We start from the raw sequence: 20582 nt of genomic DNA, 5'->3' as shown, positions 1-20582 counted from the left end.
AAACCTTTAACTCCATTATTGTATTGAGCGCACTATTTAATTACAGTGATGCAACGAGTTATGCTGTAAGTCTAACACCCAAAAAGGGAAAATGTGATGTTCAAACAAATAAAACAACTATTTTCAGCTTTTGATGAGCAACCAGCTCAGCTGCAAGAGCATGATTTGAAAACGGCTGTAGCGGCATTATTGATTGAAGTCATGCGTGCTGATCGCGAGCAGCAAGACGATGAATTGAAAACGTTATCTCTGACTTTAAAAAAGTATTTTAATTTGAGTGATGAAGACGTTAGTGAGCTAATGCAAAGCGCAGGAAAAAGTTTGGATGACGCGATTGATTACTTTCAGTTTTCTAAACAAATTAATGATCAATGCAGCGCAGAGCAACGCATTGAAATTATAGAGCTGCTATGGCGCTTAGCGTATGCCGATGGTGAGTTAGATCCGCAAGAAGAGTATGTAATTCGCCGTGTTTCTAACTTGTTGTATGTCGCGCATGAGGATTTTATCGCTGCCAAGTTAGCAGCGACAAAGCTTTCTTAAGCGGTTTATTTATTTAATTTGCTGGCAACGCTGACGAGCTGCTGAGCAAGGCCTGCAATTCGTTCTGCTGTCACTGGGTCACTAATGCGGCCATTTTCATCAAGCAAAGTGTGAATTGCAGGTACGGCAAGTTGATCTGCCAATACCAAGCTGCCGATACCCGATAAAATATCGCGAACGTGATTTAGACCACGCAAGCCACCTAAGCCTCCCGGTGATGAGGCGTATAAAGCCGTTACCTTGTTACGAAATGCTGGAACTGCGCCTTGCTCAGTACGTGATGCCCAATCAATGGCATTTTTTAGTACCGCGGTAATTGAACCGTTATATTCAGGGCTCGCAAGTAAGATGCCATCTGCAGCGCGTAGTTTGTCTTTTAATAACTGAGCGCCTACTGGTGTGCCTTGCGCTTCAACGTCTTCGTCAAACATGGGTAAGTTTAGATCTGCCAGTTTAATTACTTCAACTTCTGCACCGCTTTCTAATGCAAAGCGGGCTGCTTCATTGATCAATTTTTGGTTAAAGCTGTCTTTACGTAAGCTGCCTGCTAAGGCAATAATTTTTGGTGCTGTCATGGTGGTCGCCTTCAATAACGTAGTTGGGTTTGCCTGTTAACTACTTTAGCAAATATTTACTTGCAGAAAAGCCAAATAAACGCAAAACTTATGTGCATATACGCACACTTAAGGTTAAGGGCAGGTATGGCGATTCAATTTGATGACTGGCAAGATGTAAAAGTAGCCTATGAAGTTGCGCGGTTAGGAACGTTAACAGCGGCGGCTGAAAAGCTCAACGTCCATCACAGTACGGTACTTAGGCGCATTAATAACCTAGAGCAAAGTTTAAATGCACGTTTATTTCATCGTCATGCCCGGGGTTATAAAGTAACTGAGATTGGCGCTAAACTCTTTACAGCAGCGCAGTCTATTAATAGTGAACTTGAACGCTTACACAATGATATTATTGCCGCAGATAGTACTTTGCGTGGTAGTTTATTGCTTACAACGGTCAGTGGTTTTATTGATGTACTGAGTGATGTGTGTGAACAATTTCAAAGTTTACATCGACAGGTGCAGCTGGAAGTTATATTAGATCAAAACCGGTTACGTCTTGACCACGGCCAAGCACATATAGCGGTTCGCGCAGGTCCTCGTCCTGATGAAGGTGATTATATCGCCCAGCATTTGGCGCATTTGTCGTCAGGATTTTATGCATCAAAGCGTTATATTGATAAGCATGGCGTGCCAAAAAGTATTAAGCAATTGCCGTTGCATAATTTTGTTTCGGGGGTGGCCGGCTATAATGGCAAAGTGCCTTATTTTGTTTGGGTTGATGAAAATATACCAACTTCACAAGTGAAATTACGCGTGTCTGAAACCTCAGAGGCAACCCGTGCGATTGTTAAAGGCTTGGGAATTGGCGGGATGCAGCATGACGTGGCGGCGCAGTATGCTGATTTAGTACCAATACTAGCGGATGAACTGAGTTGGCCAACGGATTTATGGCTAGTAACCCATCACTTAGTGCACCGAACAGCTAAGGTACAGGCGTTCAGTCAGCTTTTAAAAGCGTATTTTAAGGAGCATAAGCTCGCGTAATTTAGCTGCGTTAATCTTTCTATCAGCAAAAACGTGGCTAAATAGTATTTAGCCACGTTTTGTTTAACGACTGAGAAAAATTAATTAACGTCCTTTTAAATTACGCATGTCTGCTTGTACGTTACGATAAAACCGACCTAAGCTTCTATCTTGGCTACGTAATTGCGCAAGGCTCTGAGTATTGCGTTGCTGCTCTTTTAACAGTTTTTGATAATTAGTGATACGCCGCTGCGTTAATAAGCCTTTTTGTAACGCAGCTAGCACCTGACAACCGGGTTCTAGCTGATGACTACAATCGGCAAATCGACACTGCTGCGCCAGTTCACTTATATCGTTAAAAGTAAGCTCTACACCTTGTTGACAGTCACTTAGTTGCAGCTCGCGTATGCCGGGAGTATCGAGTAACAGCGCTCCTACGTTAAGAACATGCAATGCTCGATGAGTCGTGGTGTGGCGACCTTTGCTGTCGTCCTCACGAATTGCACCAGTGTCACTTAGCTGCTGTTCACATAAGCTATTAACTAAGCTGGATTTACCTACACCCGAAGACCCAACAAAAGCTAATGTTTGACCTTTGCCGCACCATGGCATTAATTGCTCAACACTGCCACGCTCTAATGCATTAACAGACAGCACGGTTAAGTGATTATCAAGCGCTGTTAGTTGTGCTATATGTTGCTCTGGTTCTGCACATTGATCGCGTTTGGTCAGTACAACAACGGGTAAACACTCACTTTGATATGCTAACGCTAAGTAGCGCTCAAAGCGGCTTAGATTGAAATCTTGATTATGCGAGCTGACAATAAACAAAGTATCAATATTAGCGCCAATAAGCTGTTCACTTAATTTACTTCCCGCACTTTTGCGACTGAGCAATGTTAAGCGTTCAAGCAATCGGGTAAACAGCCAGTGTTCGTTGTGTTGCGTAAGTAATATCCAGTCACCCACAGTTAAGGGGGGATGATCTGAATTTACCAATACCTTGTGGCAACCCTGCGCACTCTGTACAACAAAGTGGTCGCGATGGTAGGTAATGATCCGTGCAATCAGTGTGTGCTCTAAATCATTGAGCGTAAGTTGTTGTTGGAAAAATGCACGCCAACCCAGTTGGCTTAAACTTAAATTAGTATTCATATAACCCCATTACTGCAAAGAGTAAAAATAACAAAGGGGTTTGCTGTTAAATTTTAGCTATCAACAGCGCCCCGGCTAATGGCCGGGCAAAACTTAATATTAAAAAATAAAATTAAGCACTTACTTGCCCAGCAAGGGGGTTTAATACAATCATCAAATATCTCCTGTTTAGATGTTTATTGTGGTTTTACACCAGTTGGCACTATAGCCAAGTTTGGGTGTATAAAATACACATTAAATAGATTTTTTTACTGTAATACCGAGACGTTTGGCTAATCGCACTAAGTTAGCGCGATCAACTTTTAATGTTCGTGCTGCACTGGCCCAGTTGTAATTATGTTGTTCTAGCTGTTGGCTGATTAAATGCTGAGTAAATGTATCCGTTGCTTGTTTGAGCGAGAAATTTTGTTTATTTATGTTATTGTTATCGGCAGTTGTTAATGCGACAGGCGCTGGGTTATTTGTACTTAGGTTAAGTTCACAATGAGCAGGTTCAATAGTAATTATTGCTTGCTGCCACTGGCTTTGTTTGGCTTTTAATGCTGCACGGCTGATCACATGCTCAAGTTCTCGCACATTTCCCGGCCAGTCATATTGAGTGAGTAGTAGTTGCGTTTCGACGCTGAGTTTGAGTTGTTTGATAGCTAGCTTACGGGCTGTTCTTTCAACAAAGTAACCTGCAAGTAAAATTACATCGTTTTCGCGTTGTTTAAGTGGCGCAACGTTGAGCGGGTAAACACTTAACCGATGATATAAATCGGCTCGAAAACGCCCTTGAGCGACTTCGTTTTTTAAATGCCTGTTTGTAGCCGCAATAACCCTTACATCGACGTATTTTACTTCATCTTCGCCAACCGTTTGGATTTCACCACTTTGTAAGACGCGCAATAGTTTACTTTGCATGGCAAGTGGCAGTTCACCAATTTCATCTAAAAATAAGGTGCCACCATCAGCCAGCTGAAACTTGCCTTGACGTGCATTATGGGCGCCGGTAAATGCGCCTTTGGCGTGGCCAAAAAATTCACTTTCGGCGAGGTTCTCTGGTAATGATGCACAATTCAAGTGAATTAACGGCATTTCGCTACGCTTTGAATGAAGATGGATATTGCGTGCTACTAGCTCTTTACCTACCCCGGTATCACCTTGGATCAAGACACTAAACTCAGAAGCCGCCACTAGTTTTATATCGCTTCGAAGGGCTTGCATGGCCGTGCTTTGGCCGATGATCTCTGCACCATCGCGGGTAAGCGCTTCGCGGTTTAGCTCTTGCACTAAAGCGCTACTATGTTGCGCGTGGTTTTGATATTGCTGCAGTTTTAATACAGTTTGCAAATGCGCGGTGCAAAGCGTACCTAGTTGAGTAAATAGCTCAAGGTCAAAACTGTCGAATGCATTTGCATCGAGACTGTCGAGGGTGATCACACCGAGTAAGTTATCTTCGCTATCAAGTAGGGGGATGCCTAAGCAAGCATGAACAGGGATATCGCCAGTTTTGCTCGATAGTAAACCGTCGTACGGATCAGGAATTGGGCAATCATGGGCAAACTGTAATGGTTGCTTAGCGTTGCAAATAGCATGTAAACGTGGATGCTCGTTTATTACAAAGCGTCGTCCTAGGGTGTCAGGCGTCAGTCCATGAATAGCTTGTGGTTTTAACACATCGCCTTGTAAGGTAAGCAGTGCAATAGCGTCACTGGGTATTACTTGCTTGATACACTGAATTAACTGCTGAAAAGGCTGCTTTTGGTCGCTCACTTTAGCAAGCACAAGGGCGACATTAAGTAAGCTTTGTTTATCTGCCATGTCAAAATGACTCAAATGTGTTTTTATCTTATTTAAAGGTGAGTCATAAAGACTTTTTTGTCAATAGTAAAATAGTTAATATGTTGAATAATAAGCAGTTTAAATCTTGGCTCGGCTTGTGCAGTAGCGTGTTATAAATACCTAGATAGATGAGTCTAATACGCTGATGCGAGCAATCAATTTAACCGAACCAATGCCCAAAAAAGTGCGTTTTTATCAAGTCAGTCAATGGCCGTTATGGATGTTAGCATTTCGGCCCTACTTTTTAGGAGCTGGCTTGTTGGCCGTTTTGTCGATTAGTTATTGGTTACTCATTTTAACAGGCCATGCCAGATGGCAATTGACTATGCCAGCAACACTTTGGCATGCCCATGAAATGATGTTTGGCTTTGCAGGCGCTGTAGCTGTGGGGTTTTTATTAACCGCAGCACAAACTTGGACCGGGGTTGCGAGTATTAATGGTCGTAAATTGATGTTGCTAACCCTAGTGTGGCTAGCAGCTCGTGTTGCGTTTTTTATTACCAGTGCAGGTATTGAAAACTTTAGTTTATATGCGGTGTTATTGTTCCAATTGCTTTGGTGGTTAGGTGCAGTTATGGCGCTGGCTAATATGCTCCTTAAAGCTGGCAATAAAAATAACTACCAATTTTTACCGATGCTAAGCGCATTGTGTGTGCTCAATATTATTTATTTATGCTTAGCAATACAACAAAACATGCTACTTGCATTGGCAGTCGCCGATACCGCAGTACTAGTAATGACCTTACTTGTCGGTGTGGTGGCTGGGCGGGTATTACCTTTTTTTACTGCTCGTGGTCTTGGTTTAGCGGAGCAAGTGCGTACTCCTCGTTTAGATAAAGTGCTGCTTTACAGCTCATTGTTTGCTGTCGCGCTTTATTTTATCAGCCAATTATTTATAGCAAGCGTTAATCCTGGTTGGGCATTGGCTGTTGTTGCTGTAGTGCATTTAAGTCGCTCATTGTTGTGGTGGAATAATCAAATGCTCAAAGTACCACTGTTATGGTCGTTGCACTTCTCCTATCTAGCTCTTGGGCTTGGTTTAGTATTGCTTGCGCTGAGTTTTTACAGCTCGGTTATTTTGTTTAAAGACGCGCTGCATATGATCACTATAGGTACGATTGGCATGATGATCTTAGCGATGATGACGCGGGTATCTCATGGTCATACTGGCCGCCCTTTAACTATTCCTCACTTTATGGCTGTGGCGTTTGCTTTAGTGTTTATTGCAGCAATTATTCGTTCGTTATTACCTGTTGTTATTGGGCCACACATCGCATGGCAGCTGAGTGCTGTACTGTGGATCGTGGCATTTTTATTGTTCTTATTCCACTGTATTCCTATTTTAACGCGGCGTCGTGTTGATGGGCGTCGTGGTTAAAGGAAGTTGTATGTTATCTGATAAAACCATTGAAATAGTAAAAAGCACAGCGCCTTTATTGGCGCTGGCGGGCACCGTTGTCACGGAGCATTTTTATAACCGGCTGTTTAGTCATAACCCTGAGCTGCAGGATATTTTTAATATGGCCAATCAACGTAGTGGCCGTCAGCAATTTGCATTATTTAATGCCTTGGCTGCGTATGCTCAAAATATTGATAATTTAGCCGTATTAAAAGAGGCGCTGGCACGCATTAATCATAAGCATACCAGCATGCATATTTTACCTGAGCATTATCCAATTGTTGGTGGACACCTGATTGGCACTTTAAAAGAATTGATCCCTGAGCAATTTACAGCTGAAGTTGAATATGCATGGCGTGAGGCTTACGCACTACTTGCTGATATTTGTATTACCGAAGAAGCGGCGCTATACGAGCACAGTAAAAATAACCACGGTGGCTGGTCGGGTACTAGAGCATTTGTTATTGCTAAAAAACAGCCTGAATCAGAGTTAGTAACCAGTTTTACTTTAGTGCCAGTCGATGGTAAAGCGGTAATGACTCATAAACCAGGGCAGTATTTAGGTATCAAAGTAAAACCAGCTTATGCACAGTATAGTGAGATACGCCAATACTCTATTTCTCAGCAAAGTAATGGTGAAAATTACCGTATTAGCGTGAAAAAAGAGTTATTGCCAGCAGCGGGGATTGTATCTAATTATTTGCACTCACTTGATGAGGGCAGCGTTGTGGAGCTTTATCCACCGGCTGGAGACTTCTTTTTACGCGCAAATAAAAAACCTGTGGTATTAATTTCTGCGGGCGTTGGCCAAACACCGATGCTGGCAATGCTACAAACATTATTATGTGATACATCGAATCAAGCGGTCACCTATTTACACGCCTGTGAAAATATCCTGCAGCATTCATTTAGTCAGTTTTTGGCAGAGCAAGCCGCGGCGCATACTCGATTAAATTACTACACTTGGTTTAATCAAGGTGGCGAGGGAGCTAAGTTTACTGGATTGATGAATGTCAGCGCTGTTGCTGAGCAGCTACCGCTTGAAGAAGGTGATTTCTACATCTGTGGCCCAACGGGGTTTATGGCTGCAATTAAACAGCAATTACTCGTATTAGAAGTTGCTGCTGAGCGTATTCACTACGAGGTGTTTGGCCCACATCAAGATATTTAATGACGAAACTAAATGCAGGTTTTAAGTGAAAAGGCGCGAAATGCGCCTTTTTTATGGTTTTGGCTATTTAAAGTACAGCATTGCTATTTTTCGCTGCCAAAGCTTGGTTTTGCCATGCGGTAAATAATTTTTGTTGCTTGTCGGAAATTTTTAAACCATAGGTTTTTTGCATATAAAAATAAGCATCGGCAATGCGTTTTCGTGCATAAAAGGGCGGCTCTACCACACGCTGTTTAAAATCTACCTTTACTTGGCAGCGACCATATTGGCTTGCATTACCTGCAATCATGCCAAAGCTATAATTAGAGCGGTCTGCGTTTATTTCACCAATTGCCGGAGCGAGATTATTTATATCAGCTTCCATTTTCCGAAATTGCGCACTGACTTTAATGCAATTTTTTCGGCCGCCATCTTGCCAGCATTGTAGCTGGTGACCAAATTCCCATGCAGACACAATATGTTCCCACTCAATCCGAGTTGCGCGCGCATTTGGTTTGCCTGAACGAGTAACCGCATTGCGAGGCACATAACCACATGCATTTGGGTCGGGCACCAGTTTTTTACCTTGGCGTTTAATATTACAGCCACAATAGAGGCTGGTGGCGTTATCAGGAAGGGTTTTGATGAGGTGTTTTTTTGCGCTGTAAAAACTGGTGAATTGTTCTGCATAAAGGTTAAAACTCACACAACACAATACCAGCGCAATAATTAAATGCGGCATATCCAATCACTTTAGTGAACTACAGGAAGCGCTAGTTTAGAGCGATTATTCAAAAAGTAAATCGCTTAACTGTGTGATGTAGTGGGAATTTTAACTCATCTACAAGGTAAGGTTAGCTACTTGGGCGACGGGAAGTACGTTTTCTAAAACGGATATTTTGTAGTAATAAAATAAAGCCAGTTAAACAAAACAATATGCTACTGGCTGCAAAACTAATTAATAATGGGTTATTAAAATCTTCACGTTGATCATAGTCCATTATGTGTAACATCCAGAAAAAATCGAAAATTCGCCAAATTGTGCTGCGAACAGTAATAACTTGGCCACTATCAGCGGATAAATATAGTGTGGTGTTAAACGTATCGTCAAAATTTACTTGCCAAATATTTTCTTTAAAGCCAACTTCGCGAGTACCTTTAGCTAGTTTGATCGCGTCTGTTACTTGCGCATTAATTAATAGATGAGCTTGGGCATTGGCAATAATTTGCGCTTTACTCGGTGCTACCAAAGGACGGCCAGTAACTCCGTTAAAGCTGTACTCACCGTTACTGTTGCTCACAATAATGGTAGGGATTGTTAAAAAGTGACTATAACTAATTTGTCTTGGTTGAGTAATTTGTGCAACGATATTATCAACTGAGGCTAGATAATCAGCTTGTTTGAATGGGTTATTTAATTGCCGCGCAGCTAAATGTTTACCGTGAACTTTTTCAAGCGGTATAGCACTCATAATTAAACCACCGAGTAACCATGCAAAAATTTGTAGCGCTAATAAGTAACCTAACCATTTGTGAAACTTACGCGCATGTTTAAAAATGCGTTTATCCATAGTGACTACCTGTTTGTTATTAGTGCGGTATTCTATAAATTATATTGAGTTTGCCAATGTGGCAAATTGTCGCATCAACAAAATAAAACTAGCTACTCTAGATTTGGTATATACGCAAAATTAGGTTAAAGTTTGCGTTGTTATTAACGCAGGGTAAAAATGAAACAATGTCGGAAATTCAATTTTTAAATGTAGATCTAGAGCTTGAATCAAAGCAAGATATTAGTTTGTTAGTTGCAGACTTAAAAAAAAGTGCTGTGGTTTTGCATTACGATAAAGATGAGTACCGTCAACTAGCACGTATTGAGTCTAATGAAGACGTTATCTCACCAGATAAAGCGATTAACCACTTATGTGAGTTAATTGAATCTTGCTCACGCAATGCATTAAAGCAGTGGTTATCATGCTCAAAGCGCACCTTTGATATTGGCTTTGAATCAGGCACTTCGCCAAAATGCTTTAATCAAGCGCTCAGTGCCGATACTTTATTGCGTATTTCTGCTATTGGCGCAGGTATTGAAATTACAATTTATCCACTTTCAAGTTAGCCTTTTCGCTCTACAATTGCTGCGGTCATTCTTGATACGCAGCACAGTTCTCCACGACTATTGGTGATTTTTATTTCCCATACGGATGTACGCTTGCCTAAGTGTAGTGGTGTTGCTATCGCGGTTAATATACCATTACGTGATGCTTTTAGATGATTGGCATTGATCTCCTGGCCAACACAATAAAACTTTGTAAAATCAACAGCAAAGTTTGCAGCATAACTCGCCACCGTTTCTGCAAGTACAACATTTGCGCCGCCATGCACCATACCCATAGGGTTATGATGAGCTGGGATCGCGGGCATCGTTGCTACTAAATAATCATCGCCTATTTTACTTATTTCAATGCCCATGGTTTTCATCAATGTGCCTTGACCACTTATGCCGTCATCAAGTTGCTTACATTGTGCTAGGGTGATCGGTTGATACCAAATACTCATCTGTCTACCTCACTAAGTTATTTACTAAATCAGTCTACACTTTTAAACATTTTCCTACAGTTAAGATCATAAAAATAGATAAAATGTACCTATATTATCTAACTGTTAATGGATCTTAAGGATGAAAGTAAAGGTATTTGGATGTGGTGCAATATTATTAATGAGCCTTGTTGCTCAGCCGCAGGCTGTTGCTAGTACCCAACATCAACTCGATATTGGTTTTACCGATTTAGCTGGTTTAGATGAATCTTTTTTAGGCGCACGATACCGATATTTTGCGCAAGATCTTGAATCTTTGACTGGTCCATACGAGCTAAAAGCGTATTTAAATCAAGTCAATAATTATGCTATTGGTGGGTTTGCTAATGATGATTTTAGCTATTTAAATGCCGATGCTGCCATCTATGGTCCCGCAGGATTAGTTATTAGTGCCAGCGCGCAGCGCCTCTGTGAGGATAATAGCTATTGGCAAAATACTGATTATTTAGTGAGTGCCGCTGTTGGTAAGCAAATGAATGAGCAGTTACAACTAGGGTTCAATGTATATTACAGTCGCTTAGAGCGCCATGATATGTGGTTTGGCAAAGATAATGAAAGAGTCGCGGTTGAATGGACTTATGCTCCTTATGTTCGTTGGACAAATATAGTTAGCAATCAAGGTTGGGATTTAGAGCTAAAGCAATTGGCAGGGCGTTATCGTTATGTGCAGGGGCAGGCGGTTTATTATGTAAATCAAGCATGGTCAGTGGGAGTCGTTGCCAATATTCGGAATCAGAAAAATCTAAAAGACAACTATGAACTGCAAACGCAATATTGGTTTAATCAACATGTAGCATTAAAGTTTGGTCTTGGATCTGCGCTTGATTCTGGAAGTGGTTTAAATAGTATGAGCTTGTTATTAACGGCGCGATTTTAAGCCAATTTATATTTGCGATTTTCAGATAACTGTATATACTCACAGTTAAATGTACTGTATGGAAAACCAGTTGTATGCGCCCATTAACGAATCGCCAAGCTCAAATTCTCGAACTTATTAAAGTTTTTATTAAAGATACCGGTATGCCGCCAACCCGTGCTGAGATTGCGCAAACGTTAGGTTTTAAAAGTGCTAATGCAGCGGAAGAACATTTAAAGGCATTAGCGAAAAAGGGCGTTATTAAAATGAAGCCCGGTGCTAGTCGAGGTATTCAGTTAGTTGAAGAGGATGAGCCGGAACAACTTGGTTTACCTCTAATAGGCAGAGTTGCCGCTGGTGAGCCTATTTTGGCAGAGCAGCATGTTGAAAGTCATTGCAAAATAGATCCACTCTTGTTTAAACCGGCTGCTGATTTTTTACTGCGTGTGCAAGGCATGAGTATGAAAGACATTGGTATTATGGATGGCGATTTATTGGCTGTACACAGCACTCAAGTTGCTGAAAATGGCCAAGTGGTGGTTGCCCGTGTTGATGACGATGTAACAGTAAAACGCCTTGAAAAAGCAGGTAAAAAAGTTTTTTTACATGCTGAAAATGATGAATTTTCACCGATTGAAGTGGATCTTGAACATGAATCTTTCAATATTGAAGGGTTAGCTGTTGGGGTGATCCGCAACGCTGATTGGATGTAAATTTTTTGATCTATATTTTGCACCAAATTGGTGAAGTTTGGTGCATTTAATTTTTTACCGCTTTAATGGCTAGATTTTATACTTAGCTATAGCGTCCTAAGCCCTATCAAATCTACTTGTCAGCTACTTTTAGCCCTCTAATATTATCCCTAATTACAAAATAACGCGCTGATTTTTAGCTGTTATTTATGCACCAAAAAAGAATTAAATTGCTCTTAAAACTTGCTAATTGTTCATTTTTTAACTAATTGGTTAATACACTGTGTTAACAGCTACTTTAAAAGTCTAACAATTTTGCTCAATAGCATAATTTAGGGTTGCGTTAATATTCAGTAACAATAAAAAATAACGAATTGGCGCGAATAAAGCTGTGCCGCCTTTTCGCTTTGCGTTTTGCAATAGCATTTAAAGGAGCCGTCACATGGGTAAATTGAGCTCTACCTTGTGGCTTATATTGTTTGTTCTACCGCAGCAAGTATTGGCTAATAGCCAGTTTAATATGCGTAAGGGCGTAACAGATATAAGTAATGATGTTTATCAGCTGCACATGACAATATTTATTATATGTTGTGTGATTGGGGTCATCGTGTTCGCCGTGATGTTTTGGGCACTGATCCACCACCGTAAATCTAAAGGGGCAAAACCAGCCCAATTTCATGAAAGTACTAAAGTTGAAATCCTTTGGACGGCAATCCCGTTTGTGATTTTAATTGGTATGGCAATTCCTGCGACAAAAACTTTGATTGCAATGGAAGATGCTAGTAAAGCTGATCTCACGATTAAAATTACTGGTTCTCAATGGAAATGGCATTATGAGTACATGGGTGAAGATGTTGAGTTTTATTCAATGCTTGCTACACCTCAAGATGAAATAACTAATCTTGCAAATAAAAACCCTAATTACCTGCTTGAAGTTGATAAACCTTTGGTGTTGCCAATTAATCAAAAAGTACGATTTTTAATGACCTCAGACGACGTTATTCATTCTTGGTGGGTGCCTGATTTTGCAGTGAAAAAAGATGCTAACCCTGGGTTTATCAATGAAACTTGGACCAGAATTAATGAAGAGGGCATTTATCGAGGGCAATGTGCAGAACTATGCGGAAAGGATCATGGCTTTATGCCTGTGGTGGTTGAAGCTAAATCTGAGCAAGCATTTGCAAACTGGCTGAGCGAAGCTAAGCAGGCAAAAGCAAACGCTGCAATTGCTGATGCTGCATTATTAGATCAAACATTACCAAAAGAAGAATTAATGACACTCGGCGAGCAAGTCTATATGGCCAGTTGCGCTGCGTGTCACCAACCAACAGGTATGGGCTTACCGGGGGTTTTCCCGGCGCTCAAAGGCAGTCCGGTAGTATTAGGAGATATTAAAGATCATATTGATGTAGTGCTTCATGGTCGCCCAGGTACCGCTATGCAAGCATTTGACAAGCAGTTATCAATCAAGCAGCTAGCAGCTGTGATCACCTATAAGCGTAATGCATGGGGCAATGACACTGGGGATGTAATTCAACCGAGTCAGATACAAGCCGCGATTGATGCAACTTCGGAGGCTAAATAATGAGTAGCGTAACAGAGCAACAACATGATCAAGCTGCACACCATGATGGACATCATCATCCTGCGAAAGGTTTTAAACGCTGGCTTTATACTACTAACCATAAAGATATCGGTAGCTTATATTTAATTTTTTCGTTGACGATGTTTTTAATTGGTGGCGCCATGGCGATGGTGATCCGCGCAGAGTTATTTCAACCTGGCTTACAGTTAGTAGAGCCTCACTTTTTCAATCAAATGACCACAGTACATGGCTTGATTATGGTATTTGGTGCCGTTATGCCGGCCTTTACAGGATTGGCTAACTGGATGGTACCACTCATGATTGGCGCACCAGATATGGCATTACCACGGATGAATAATTGGAGCTTTTGGATTTTACCTTTTGCTTTTATTATTTTACTGGCATCCCTGTTTATGCCAGGTGGTGGCCCGGCATTTGGCTGGACTTTTTATGCACCACTGTCAACAACTTACAGTAACGATAATACCGCATTATTTGTTTTTGCTATTCACATCATGGGTATTAGCTCAATTATGGGCGCAATCAATGTGATTGTAACTATCGTTAATTTACGTGCGCCAGGTATGACTTGGATGAAGCTGCCGCTGTTTGTGTGGACATGGCTTATCACCGCTTTTTTATTGATTGCTGTGATGCCGGTATTGGCCGGTGCTGTGACTATGGTATTGACTGATAAGTATTTTGCAACCAGCTTTTTTGATGCTGCTGGGGGCGGTGATCCGGTGATGTTCCAGCACATATTTTGGTTTTTTGGTCACCCTGAAGTGTACATTATGATTCTGCCAGCCTTTGGCATTATCTCGACTATAGTGCCGACCTTTTCACGTAAAAAATTATTTGGTTATGCCTCTATGGTATATGCCACATCTTCGATTGCTTTACTTAGCTTTATAGTTTGGGCGCATCATATGTTTACCACAGGTATGCCTGTCGCTGGCGAATTATTTTTTATGTATGCAACTATGCTGATATCGGTGCCAACTGGGGTCAAAGTATTTAACTGGGTAGCCACCATGTGGCGTGGTTCGATTAGTTTTGAAGTGCCTATGTTATTTAGTATTGCGTTTATTGTGTTATTCACTTTAGGTGGTTTCTCTGGGTTGATGCTGGCGATTACTCCTGCTGATTTTCAATACCATGATACTTATTTTGTGGTGGCGCATTTTCATTATGTGTTAGTGACTGGGGCGATATTTTCAATTATGGCCGGGGCGTATTATTGGCTGCCAAAATGGACGGGAAATATGTTCAATATCACCTTGGCTAAATGGCATTTTTGGTTGTCGTTAGTGAGCGTGAATGTATTGTTTTTCCCTATGCACTTTGTTGGTTTGGCCGGTATGCCACGCCGGATTCCTGACTACGCACTGCAATTTGCAGACTTTAACGCGATTATTAGTATTGGTGGCTTTGCTTTTGGTTTATCACAATTGTTATTTGTGGTTGTAGTATTTAAGTGTGCACGAGGCGGCGATAAAGTGCCCGCCAAAGTGTGGGATGGTGCTGAGGGTTTGGAATGGGAGGTGGCATCGCCTGCGCCTTATCATACTTTTGAAACGCCACCGGAGATTAAGTAATGAGTCATGCACCACTGCTTAAGCGCTTAGTTTTAATATGTCTTGGCATGTTCGCTTTTGCGTTTGCTTTGGTGCCGTTGTACGACGTTTTTTGTGATGTAACAGGCCTTAATGGTAAGCCTTCGTTAGAGCAAGCAAAGCAAAGTACGAGTGTTAATGAGGCACGAGAAATCGACGTAAGCTTCACAACTCATGCGCAAAGTGGAGCGCCATTTGAGGTGCAATCACATGAGTATAGTGTGGTAGTAAAGCCCGGAGCTATGCGCGAAGTGCTGTTTAGAGCAAAAAATACCAGTAATGAAGATAAAGTTATGCAAGCGGTACCGTCGGTGTCTCCAGGCAAAGCAGCTAAGTATTTGCATAAAATGGCTTGCTTTTGTTTCGATCAACAACCTTTGAAAGCAGGTGAAGAAGTGGAATTTAAACTGCTTTTTTATGTTGATACGCAATTACCTGAAGATGTTGAAGAGTTAACTTTGTCTTATACCGTGTTTGATATTAGCGGGCAGATAGTGGCTAGTAATTAGGTTGCCAAGCTAATAGCTAATTAGGAGCAAACAAAATGGATAAAAATTACGAAAAATATTATGTTCCCGCGCAAAGTCCGTGGCCAATAGTTGGCGCATTTGCGATGTTTTTTATTGCTGTTGGTGCAGGTCTTACCGTAATGCAAGCAAGCAGCGGCGGTGGTGCTGGCCATTATGTGCTTTACGCAGGAATTGGTGTGTTGCTGTTTATGCTATTTCGCTGGTTTAAAAATGTCATTGAAGAGTCTGATCAAGGCTTATATTCAGCGCAAATGGATCGCTCGTTTCGTCAAGGCATGAGCTGGTTTATTTTCTCTGAAGTAATGTTTTTTATGGCTTTTTTCGGTGCCCTTTTTTATGCCCGGATGATCTCTGTGCCTTGGCTTGGCGGCGCCGGAAATAATGCCATGACCAATGAGGTACTGTGGCCTACTTTTGAAGCAATCTGGCCATTAGTTACTACACCCGGTGGTGGTACGACACAGGCTATGGGTTGGCAGGGATTGCCGCTGATCAACACATTAATATTACTAACCTCGTCGGTTACCTTACATTTTGCTCATGTAGGCATGGAGAACAATAAGCGTGGGCCATTAAAAGTATTTATGGCACTGACAATCGTATTAGGGGTCTGTTTTTTAGGGCTGCAAGTCGTAGAGTATATGCATGCTTATCAGGATTTAGGACTGACCTTAGATGCTGGCGTATATGGCAATACTTTCTTTTTACTAACCGGCTTTCATGGCATGCATGTGACCTTAGGAACTATTTTATTATTAGTCATGCTGATCCGCATTTTAAAGGGCCACTTTAGCCCAGATAAACATTTTGCGTTTCAAGCCGCAGCTTGGTATTGGCATTTTGTTGATGTGGTGTGGTTGTGTTTATTTGTGTTTGTATATGTGCTGTAACTTTATCAATTGGTGATGAGTTACTGTGGATGAAACCTAGTTTAAGGGCTGCAATAACAACCACTAAGACGATAACAGAAAACAGCACACGACGGCCTAAATAGTGAGACATAGGCCGTCCATCTGTTTTACCCGATACCATAATAAATAAGGCACGGAACAAGTTAAAAAGTATAAATAGTAGCAACAGTACGATAATAATTTTAATAATCACTGGGTCACCTTTATGCAGTTAATTTTATGGCGTAAACAAAAGCTTAGCTCAATTATTACCATTTGCGTGGTAACCATTGTGGTATTGGTGTGTTTACGCCTAGGGTATTGGCAATTACAGCGAGCTGAAAGTAAAACTGAGCAATTAACACAAATAGCAGCCCTGCAAAGTCAGGGAGTAATGAGCTGGCAGCAAATGCAGCAACTGCCTAGTGATTGGAATAAAACGGGCTTGCAGATAAGTATCTCTGGAGTGCTAGATACGCAGCAATATTGGTTGTTAGATAATCAAGTTTACCAAGGTCAGGTTGGCTACGATGTACTTACCTTGCTGCGTTTACAGCAAAGTAAGCAAACTCTGTTGGTGAATTTGGGTTGGGTTAAAGCACCACTTACTCGCCAGCAACTCCCTAGTATAAACCTACCATCGACTCCTTTGGCAATGACCGTGCAATTAAAGCAAGGAAAGCTCAGTGGCTTTACTTTGCAAGATGCACAACACAAGACGGATACAGCATGGCCCAAGCGCGTACAAATTATCGATTTAGCATTGTTTTCACAGCAAACAGGTCGCGACATGATTGACTTTATTGGTTATCGGCAAGGTATCGCGGATGAGATTGCTGCGCCGCATTACCAAGCTGTGGTGATGAGCCCCGAAAAACATCAAGCCTACGCAGTGCAATGGTTATTGATTGCGATTGCCTGCCTTGTTATTGCTGTATTTGCTTTTAAAAAGAAGGAATTACAATGAAAAACAATCCGTTATTAATATTTATTGGCTGTTGTTTAGTGCCTTTAATACTGGCGTATTTGGCGTTAAAGCTTGAGTGGATACCTAGTGCATCGAGTAATAAAGGGGAATTTTTAACACAGGAAATAAAACTACAAGATTGGAAAAAAACGGAGCATAAACAATGGACTATTGCTTTAAATCACCCAGCACAATGCCAACAAGCTTGTGCACAGCAGTTACAAGCACTAGAGAACCTCTACATCGCTCTTGGTAAAAATCAAGGTAAAGTCGATGTAGCCATCCTTGGCCAGACACAGCAAAAAGAGCTGCCATGGCGTCAGTTACCTGAGGTTGATGTACTGCAACCAGCTAGTTTATATCTAATTGATCATATGGGCTTAGTGGTCTTGCAGTATCCCTACCATAGTGAGCCACAGCAAAACCGTTTGACTCAAAAAGGACTGTTAAAAGATTTAAAAAAATTACTTAACTATTCGCGTTCTAGCTAAATTAAGGAGTGCCAATTATGTATAAAAACTATAAACATTTGGTATTAGCCACTTTTATGTTATCGATCTTAGTTGTTGGCTTAGGGGCTTATACGCGCTTGAGTGATGCCGGATTGGGTTGTCCGGATTGGCCCGGTTGCTATGGCTTTTTAACGGTACCCAAGCATGAGGCTGATTTAGCCCATGTAGAGCAAACCTACCCTGATATGATGTTCGAAACCGCTAAAGCGTGGAAAGAAATGATCCATCGCTATTTTGCCGGCACGTTAGGTTTACTTATTTTAGCGTTATTTATATTGGCTTTATTAAAACGTCAATATCCAACCACGCCAATTAAATTACCCTTACTATTACTAATACTGGTGGTGTTCCAAGCGGCTTTAGGGATGTGGACCGTCACCATGAATTTACAGCCGCTGATTGTATTGGGGCACTTATTAGGTGGATTTAGTATTTTATCATTGGTTACATTATTGTATTTACGGCTAACGGCAAAACCAATTTTTGGCGGCGACGCCCCAGCTCGGCGTTACTTTAAACTTAGTCTAGTCGCATTAGTGGTATTGGTATTGCAAATAGCGCTAGGCGGTTGGCTTGCTGCTAATTATGCGGCGCCGCACTGCAATGGCTTGCCATTGTGTAGTTACGGACAGCCGTTTTCATTGAGTAGCGTATTTCAGTTGCCATTAGAGCAAAGTACTTATGAATATGGTGTACTTTCACAGCAGGCTAGGATGTCGATCCATTTATTACATCGAATGTGGGCGTTAGTTACCTGTGTAGTATTAGCGCTGATAATGTGGCGCATTTATAGCCGTGCTGTGTCGAGAAAAATAAAGCATTGTACAGTCTCCGTATTGGTCGCGTTGCTGTGTCAAATTTGTTTGGGCTTGGCGGTTGTGCACTGGCATTTCCCGCTCGGCGTTGCGCTGGCACATAATTTAATGGCTGCCATACTATTGTTAACAGTCGTTCGTTTATGTTTTTACTTAAAAGCACGTACATAGGGGCAGTTATGACACCATTAATAGCAATAACAAAGTTAGCACCTAGCCAAATTAGCGGCTTAATAAATGATTATTTAGCGATCAGTAAATTTAAAGTAGTCGCGATGTTGGTATTAACAGCATGGGTTGGTTTAGCGCTGGCACCCGATGTTGGTCGTGGTATTGGCGTACAGTTTATTAGTTTACTGGGGATTGGCTTGTTATCCGCAGCAGCTGCGGTGATCAATCATGTAGTTGATAGCGAAATAGATAGCAAAATGGCACGTACACGCCATCGGCCAGTTGCTAAGGGGCGGTTATCTAAACTGCATGCTTTAAGTTTTGCCGCTGTTATTGGGGTGAGTGGTTTCATTATGTTGATGATCTGGGCTAATACTTTAACCGCTGTATTAACCTTATTTGCGTTAGTTGGTTATGCGTTTATTTATACCTCCTTTTTAAAGCGTGCAACGCCACAAAATATTGTTATAGGAGGACTCGCAGGGGCCATGCCGCCGTTGTTAGGGTGGGTATCAGAAACCGGGCACATGGCAGCTGCTCCTTGGTTATTGGTGATGATCATATTTACTTGGACTCCGCCGCATTTTTGGGCGTTGGCAATTGCTCGCAAAAGTGATTACGAACGCGCTAAGATCCCCATGTTGCCAGTCACTCATGGCATTGATTTTTGTAAAACCTGTGTAGTTGCATACTCTATTTTATTGGCTTTGGTATGTGTATTGCCTTATTTAATTGGTATGTCGGGGCTCATTTATTTAATTGCTGCGACATTACTTAATGGGATTTTTATCTATAAAGCGGTAAAACTAAAAATAGCGGGGAATGACGATACAGCAATGGATTTATTCCGTTTTTCAATTATTCATTTAATGATACTCTTTGTCGCCTTATTTATAGATAAATGGTTCGTTATATGAATAGCTTAGCAGTTAAGTGTGGGGCGAGAGTGTGGTTGGCGTTAAGTTTATTGCTGTTAACAGCTTGTAGTGACAGCGCTATGCCTGACGTTGAAGCTTTGGTATATGAACAAGCCAAACCTTTGAGTGATTTTACTTTACAAGATCAAAATGCTCAGCCAGTAACTAAGCAAACATTGCAAGGTCAATGGAATTTAGTGTTTTTAGGTTATACCAGTTGCCCAGATATTTGCCCTCTGACATTAGCTAAACTCAATGGCGTTTATAAAGCGTTGAAAGATGAATACCCATTGCAAATTTGGTTTTTAGCGGTCGATCCAAAACGCGATACAGTCGCTAAACGCAAAGCCTACATTGATTATTTTAATCCTGATTTTTTAGCGGTCTCAGGGGAACATAAAGATCTATTTCCACTAGTTAGAGAGTTAGGTTTGATTTACGCAATTAGTAATAGTGATGAGCAAGAATATGCCGTTGACCATAGTGCTTCAATTGCGATGGTTGATCCTCAAGGGGCGGTAAGGGCCATATTTAAACCTGAATTTAAACAGGGCAGTGTGCCATTAATTAATGCTAAATTATTAATAACTGAGTTTAAACAGATTGCGGATCATTATTAATAGAATAAGTATATTTTAATTATTTTCGAGGAGCGTTTAGCTCCTTTTTTGTTTTTCTTTTATCCCCCCTGTAAATAATTTCACTCTTTTTTCAACGCATTTATGGCATTTTTACTAACTCAGTCTAAGCTTTTGTTATGAATTGGTTAAACATGGAAAGTGCGA

At 41.3% G+C, this 20582-nt stretch carries 23 protein-coding genes; 16 read left to right on the top strand and 7 right to left on the bottom strand.

Features of this window, described 5'->3' with window-relative positions; genetic code table 11:
* Positions 1-96 precede the first annotated feature (96 nt).
* The gene (locus tag PVK79_RS00590; protein ID WP_145242439.1) at positions 97-543 is read left to right on the top strand and encodes a tellurite resistance TerB family protein; all 447 of its coding nucleotides are present in this window, start codon (positions 97-99) and stop codon (positions 541-543) included.
* 5 nt (positions 544-548) lie between these two features.
* On the opposite strand, the gene PVK79_RS00585 is transcribed toward PVK79_RS00590, so the two are convergent.
* Positions 549-1118: an NADPH-dependent FMN reductase gene (locus PVK79_RS00585; RefSeq protein WP_145242441.1), complete on the bottom strand. Its 570-nt coding sequence runs from the start codon at positions 1116-1118 to the stop codon at positions 549-551.
* Positions 1119-1244: 126 nt separating this feature from the next.
* Between PVK79_RS00585 and PVK79_RS00580 the strand changes: the two genes are divergently transcribed.
* Positions 1245-2141: a LysR family transcriptional regulator gene (locus tag PVK79_RS00580; RefSeq protein ID WP_257325114.1), complete on the top strand. Its 897-nt coding sequence runs from the start codon at positions 1245-1247 to the stop codon at positions 2139-2141.
* 84 nt (positions 2142-2225) lie between these two features.
* On the opposite strand, the gene rsgA is transcribed toward PVK79_RS00580, so the two are convergent.
* The gene (gene rsgA / locus PVK79_RS00575; protein ID WP_182778642.1) at positions 2226-3275 is read right to left on the bottom strand and encodes a ribosome small subunit-dependent GTPase A; all 1050 of its coding nucleotides are present in this window, start codon (positions 3273-3275) and stop codon (positions 2226-2228) included.
* A 234-nt stretch (positions 3276-3509) separates the two neighbouring features.
* Positions 3510-5078: a nitric oxide reductase transcriptional regulator NorR gene (gene norR, locus PVK79_RS00570; RefSeq protein WP_149980416.1), complete on the bottom strand. Its 1569-nt coding sequence runs from the start codon at positions 5076-5078 to the stop codon at positions 3510-3512.
* A gap of 166 nt (positions 5079-5244) precedes the next feature.
* On the opposite strand from norR, the gene PVK79_RS00565 reads away from it, so the two are divergent.
* Both PVK79_RS00565 and hmpA read left to right on the top strand, forming a co-directional pair.
* Entirely contained in the window at positions 5245-6477 is a 1233-nt protein-coding gene (locus PVK79_RS00565) for an NnrS family protein (protein WP_149980417.1), read from the top strand.
* A gap of 10 nt (positions 6478-6487) precedes the next feature.
* Positions 6488-7669: an NO-inducible flavohemoprotein gene (gene hmpA, locus PVK79_RS00560; protein ID WP_257325113.1), complete on the top strand. Its 1182-nt coding sequence runs from the start codon at positions 6488-6490 to the stop codon at positions 7667-7669.
* A gap of 67 nt (positions 7670-7736) precedes the next feature.
* Here the strand turns inward: hmpA and PVK79_RS00555 are convergent, their stop codons facing one another.
* Positions 7737-8390: an endonuclease gene (locus tag PVK79_RS00555; RefSeq protein ID WP_145242452.1), complete on the bottom strand. Its 654-nt coding sequence runs from the start codon at positions 8388-8390 to the stop codon at positions 7737-7739.
* 112 nt (positions 8391-8502) lie between these two features.
* Positions 8503-9219 carry a hypothetical protein gene (locus PVK79_RS00550; protein ID WP_182760138.1) on the bottom strand — a complete coding sequence of 239 codons (717 nt, stop codon included), beginning with the start codon at positions 9217-9219 and terminating at the stop codon, positions 8503-8505.
* 167 nt (positions 9220-9386) lie between these two features.
* On the opposite strand from PVK79_RS00550, the gene PVK79_RS00545 reads away from it, so the two are divergent.
* Positions 9387-9767, top strand: a complete 381-nt coding sequence (locus PVK79_RS00545) for a hypothetical protein (protein ID WP_145242456.1) — start codon at positions 9387-9389, stop codon at positions 9765-9767.
* Here the strand turns inward: PVK79_RS00545 and PVK79_RS00540 are convergent.
* Positions 9764-10207 carry a PaaI family thioesterase gene (locus PVK79_RS00540; protein ID WP_257325112.1) on the bottom strand — a complete coding sequence of 148 codons (444 nt, stop codon included), beginning with the start codon at positions 10205-10207 and terminating at the stop codon, positions 9764-9766. The genes PVK79_RS00545 and PVK79_RS00540 overlap by 4 nt on opposite strands.
* 121 nt (positions 10208-10328) lie before the next feature.
* Here PVK79_RS00540 and PVK79_RS00535 point away from each other — a divergent pair, with 121 nt between their 5' ends.
* From PVK79_RS00535 to PVK79_RS00510, 6 genes are all read left to right on the top strand, one after another.
* Complete coding sequence (locus tag PVK79_RS00535) at positions 10329-11123, top strand: hypothetical protein (protein ID WP_149980421.1); 795 nt, start codon at positions 10329-10331, stop codon at positions 11121-11123.
* Positions 11124-11197: 74 nt separating this feature from the next.
* Positions 11198-11815 carry a transcriptional repressor LexA gene (gene lexA / locus PVK79_RS00530; RefSeq protein ID WP_145237778.1) on the top strand — a complete coding sequence of 206 codons (618 nt, stop codon included), beginning with the start codon at positions 11198-11200 and terminating at the stop codon, positions 11813-11815.
* 421 nt (positions 11816-12236) lie between these two features.
* The gene (gene coxB / locus PVK79_RS00525) at positions 12237-13379 is read left to right on the top strand and encodes a cytochrome c oxidase subunit II (protein ID WP_145237781.1); all 1143 of its coding nucleotides are present in this window, start codon (positions 12237-12239) and stop codon (positions 13377-13379) included.
* On the top strand, positions 13379-14977 hold the full coding sequence (ctaD, locus tag PVK79_RS00520) for a cytochrome c oxidase subunit I (RefSeq protein ID WP_145237784.1): 1599 nt from the start codon (positions 13379-13381) through the stop codon (positions 14975-14977). The genes coxB and ctaD overlap by 1 nt, the downstream gene beginning before the upstream one ends.
* Entirely contained in the window at positions 14977-15504 is a 528-nt protein-coding gene (locus PVK79_RS00515) for a cytochrome c oxidase assembly protein (RefSeq protein WP_149980422.1), read from the top strand. The genes ctaD and PVK79_RS00515 overlap by 1 nt, the downstream gene beginning before the upstream one ends.
* 35 nt (positions 15505-15539) lie before the next feature.
* Positions 15540-16415 (top strand): cytochrome c oxidase subunit 3, encoded by an 876-nt coding sequence (locus PVK79_RS00510; RefSeq protein ID WP_145237792.1) that lies wholly within the window; start codon positions 15540-15542, stop codon positions 16413-16415.
* Here PVK79_RS00510 and PVK79_RS23460 read toward each other — a convergent pair.
* Entirely contained in the window at positions 16315-16629 is a 315-nt protein-coding gene (locus tag PVK79_RS23460) for a DUF2909 family protein (RefSeq protein ID WP_145237795.1), read from the bottom strand. The genes PVK79_RS00510 and PVK79_RS23460 overlap by 101 nt on opposite strands.
* Before the next feature lie 12 nt (positions 16630-16641).
* On the opposite strand from PVK79_RS23460, the gene PVK79_RS00500 reads away from it, so the two are divergent.
* The 5 genes from PVK79_RS00500 to PVK79_RS00480 are packed head-to-tail and all read left to right on the top strand — an operon-like array spanning position 16642 to position 20417.
* Positions 16642-17382, top strand: a complete 741-nt coding sequence (locus tag PVK79_RS00500; RefSeq protein WP_145237798.1) for an SURF1 family protein — start codon at positions 16642-16644, stop codon at positions 17380-17382.
* Complete coding sequence (locus PVK79_RS00495) at positions 17379-17873, top strand: transmembrane cytochrome oxidase associated protein (RefSeq protein WP_145237802.1); 495 nt, start codon at positions 17379-17381, stop codon at positions 17871-17873. The genes PVK79_RS00500 and PVK79_RS00495 overlap by 4 nt, the downstream gene beginning before the upstream one ends.
* Before the next feature lie 17 nt (positions 17874-17890).
* The gene (locus PVK79_RS00490; protein ID WP_145237805.1) at positions 17891-18880 is read left to right on the top strand and encodes a COX15/CtaA family protein; all 990 of its coding nucleotides are present in this window, start codon (positions 17891-17893) and stop codon (positions 18878-18880) included.
* Between the two features lie 8 nt (positions 18881-18888).
* On the top strand, positions 18889-19797 hold the full coding sequence (gene cyoE, locus PVK79_RS00485; RefSeq protein ID WP_179959138.1) for a heme o synthase: 909 nt from the start codon (positions 18889-18891) through the stop codon (positions 19795-19797).
* Positions 19794-20417, top strand: coding sequence for an SCO family protein (locus PVK79_RS00480; protein WP_182731728.1), 624 nt, complete (start codon positions 19794-19796; stop codon positions 20415-20417). The genes cyoE and PVK79_RS00480 overlap by 4 nt, the downstream gene beginning before the upstream one ends.
* The last annotated feature ends 165 nt before the right edge of the window (positions 20418-20582 follow it).

The sequence above is a fragment of the Pseudoalteromonas rhizosphaerae genome, assembly GCF_028885455.1.
In the GTDB taxonomy this organism is placed as follows: domain Bacteria; phylum Pseudomonadota; class Gammaproteobacteria; order Enterobacterales; family Alteromonadaceae; genus Pseudoalteromonas; species Pseudoalteromonas rhizosphaerae.
Note: the sequence above shows the minus strand (reverse complement) of the source record. Positions and strands in the feature narration are given on the sequence as shown.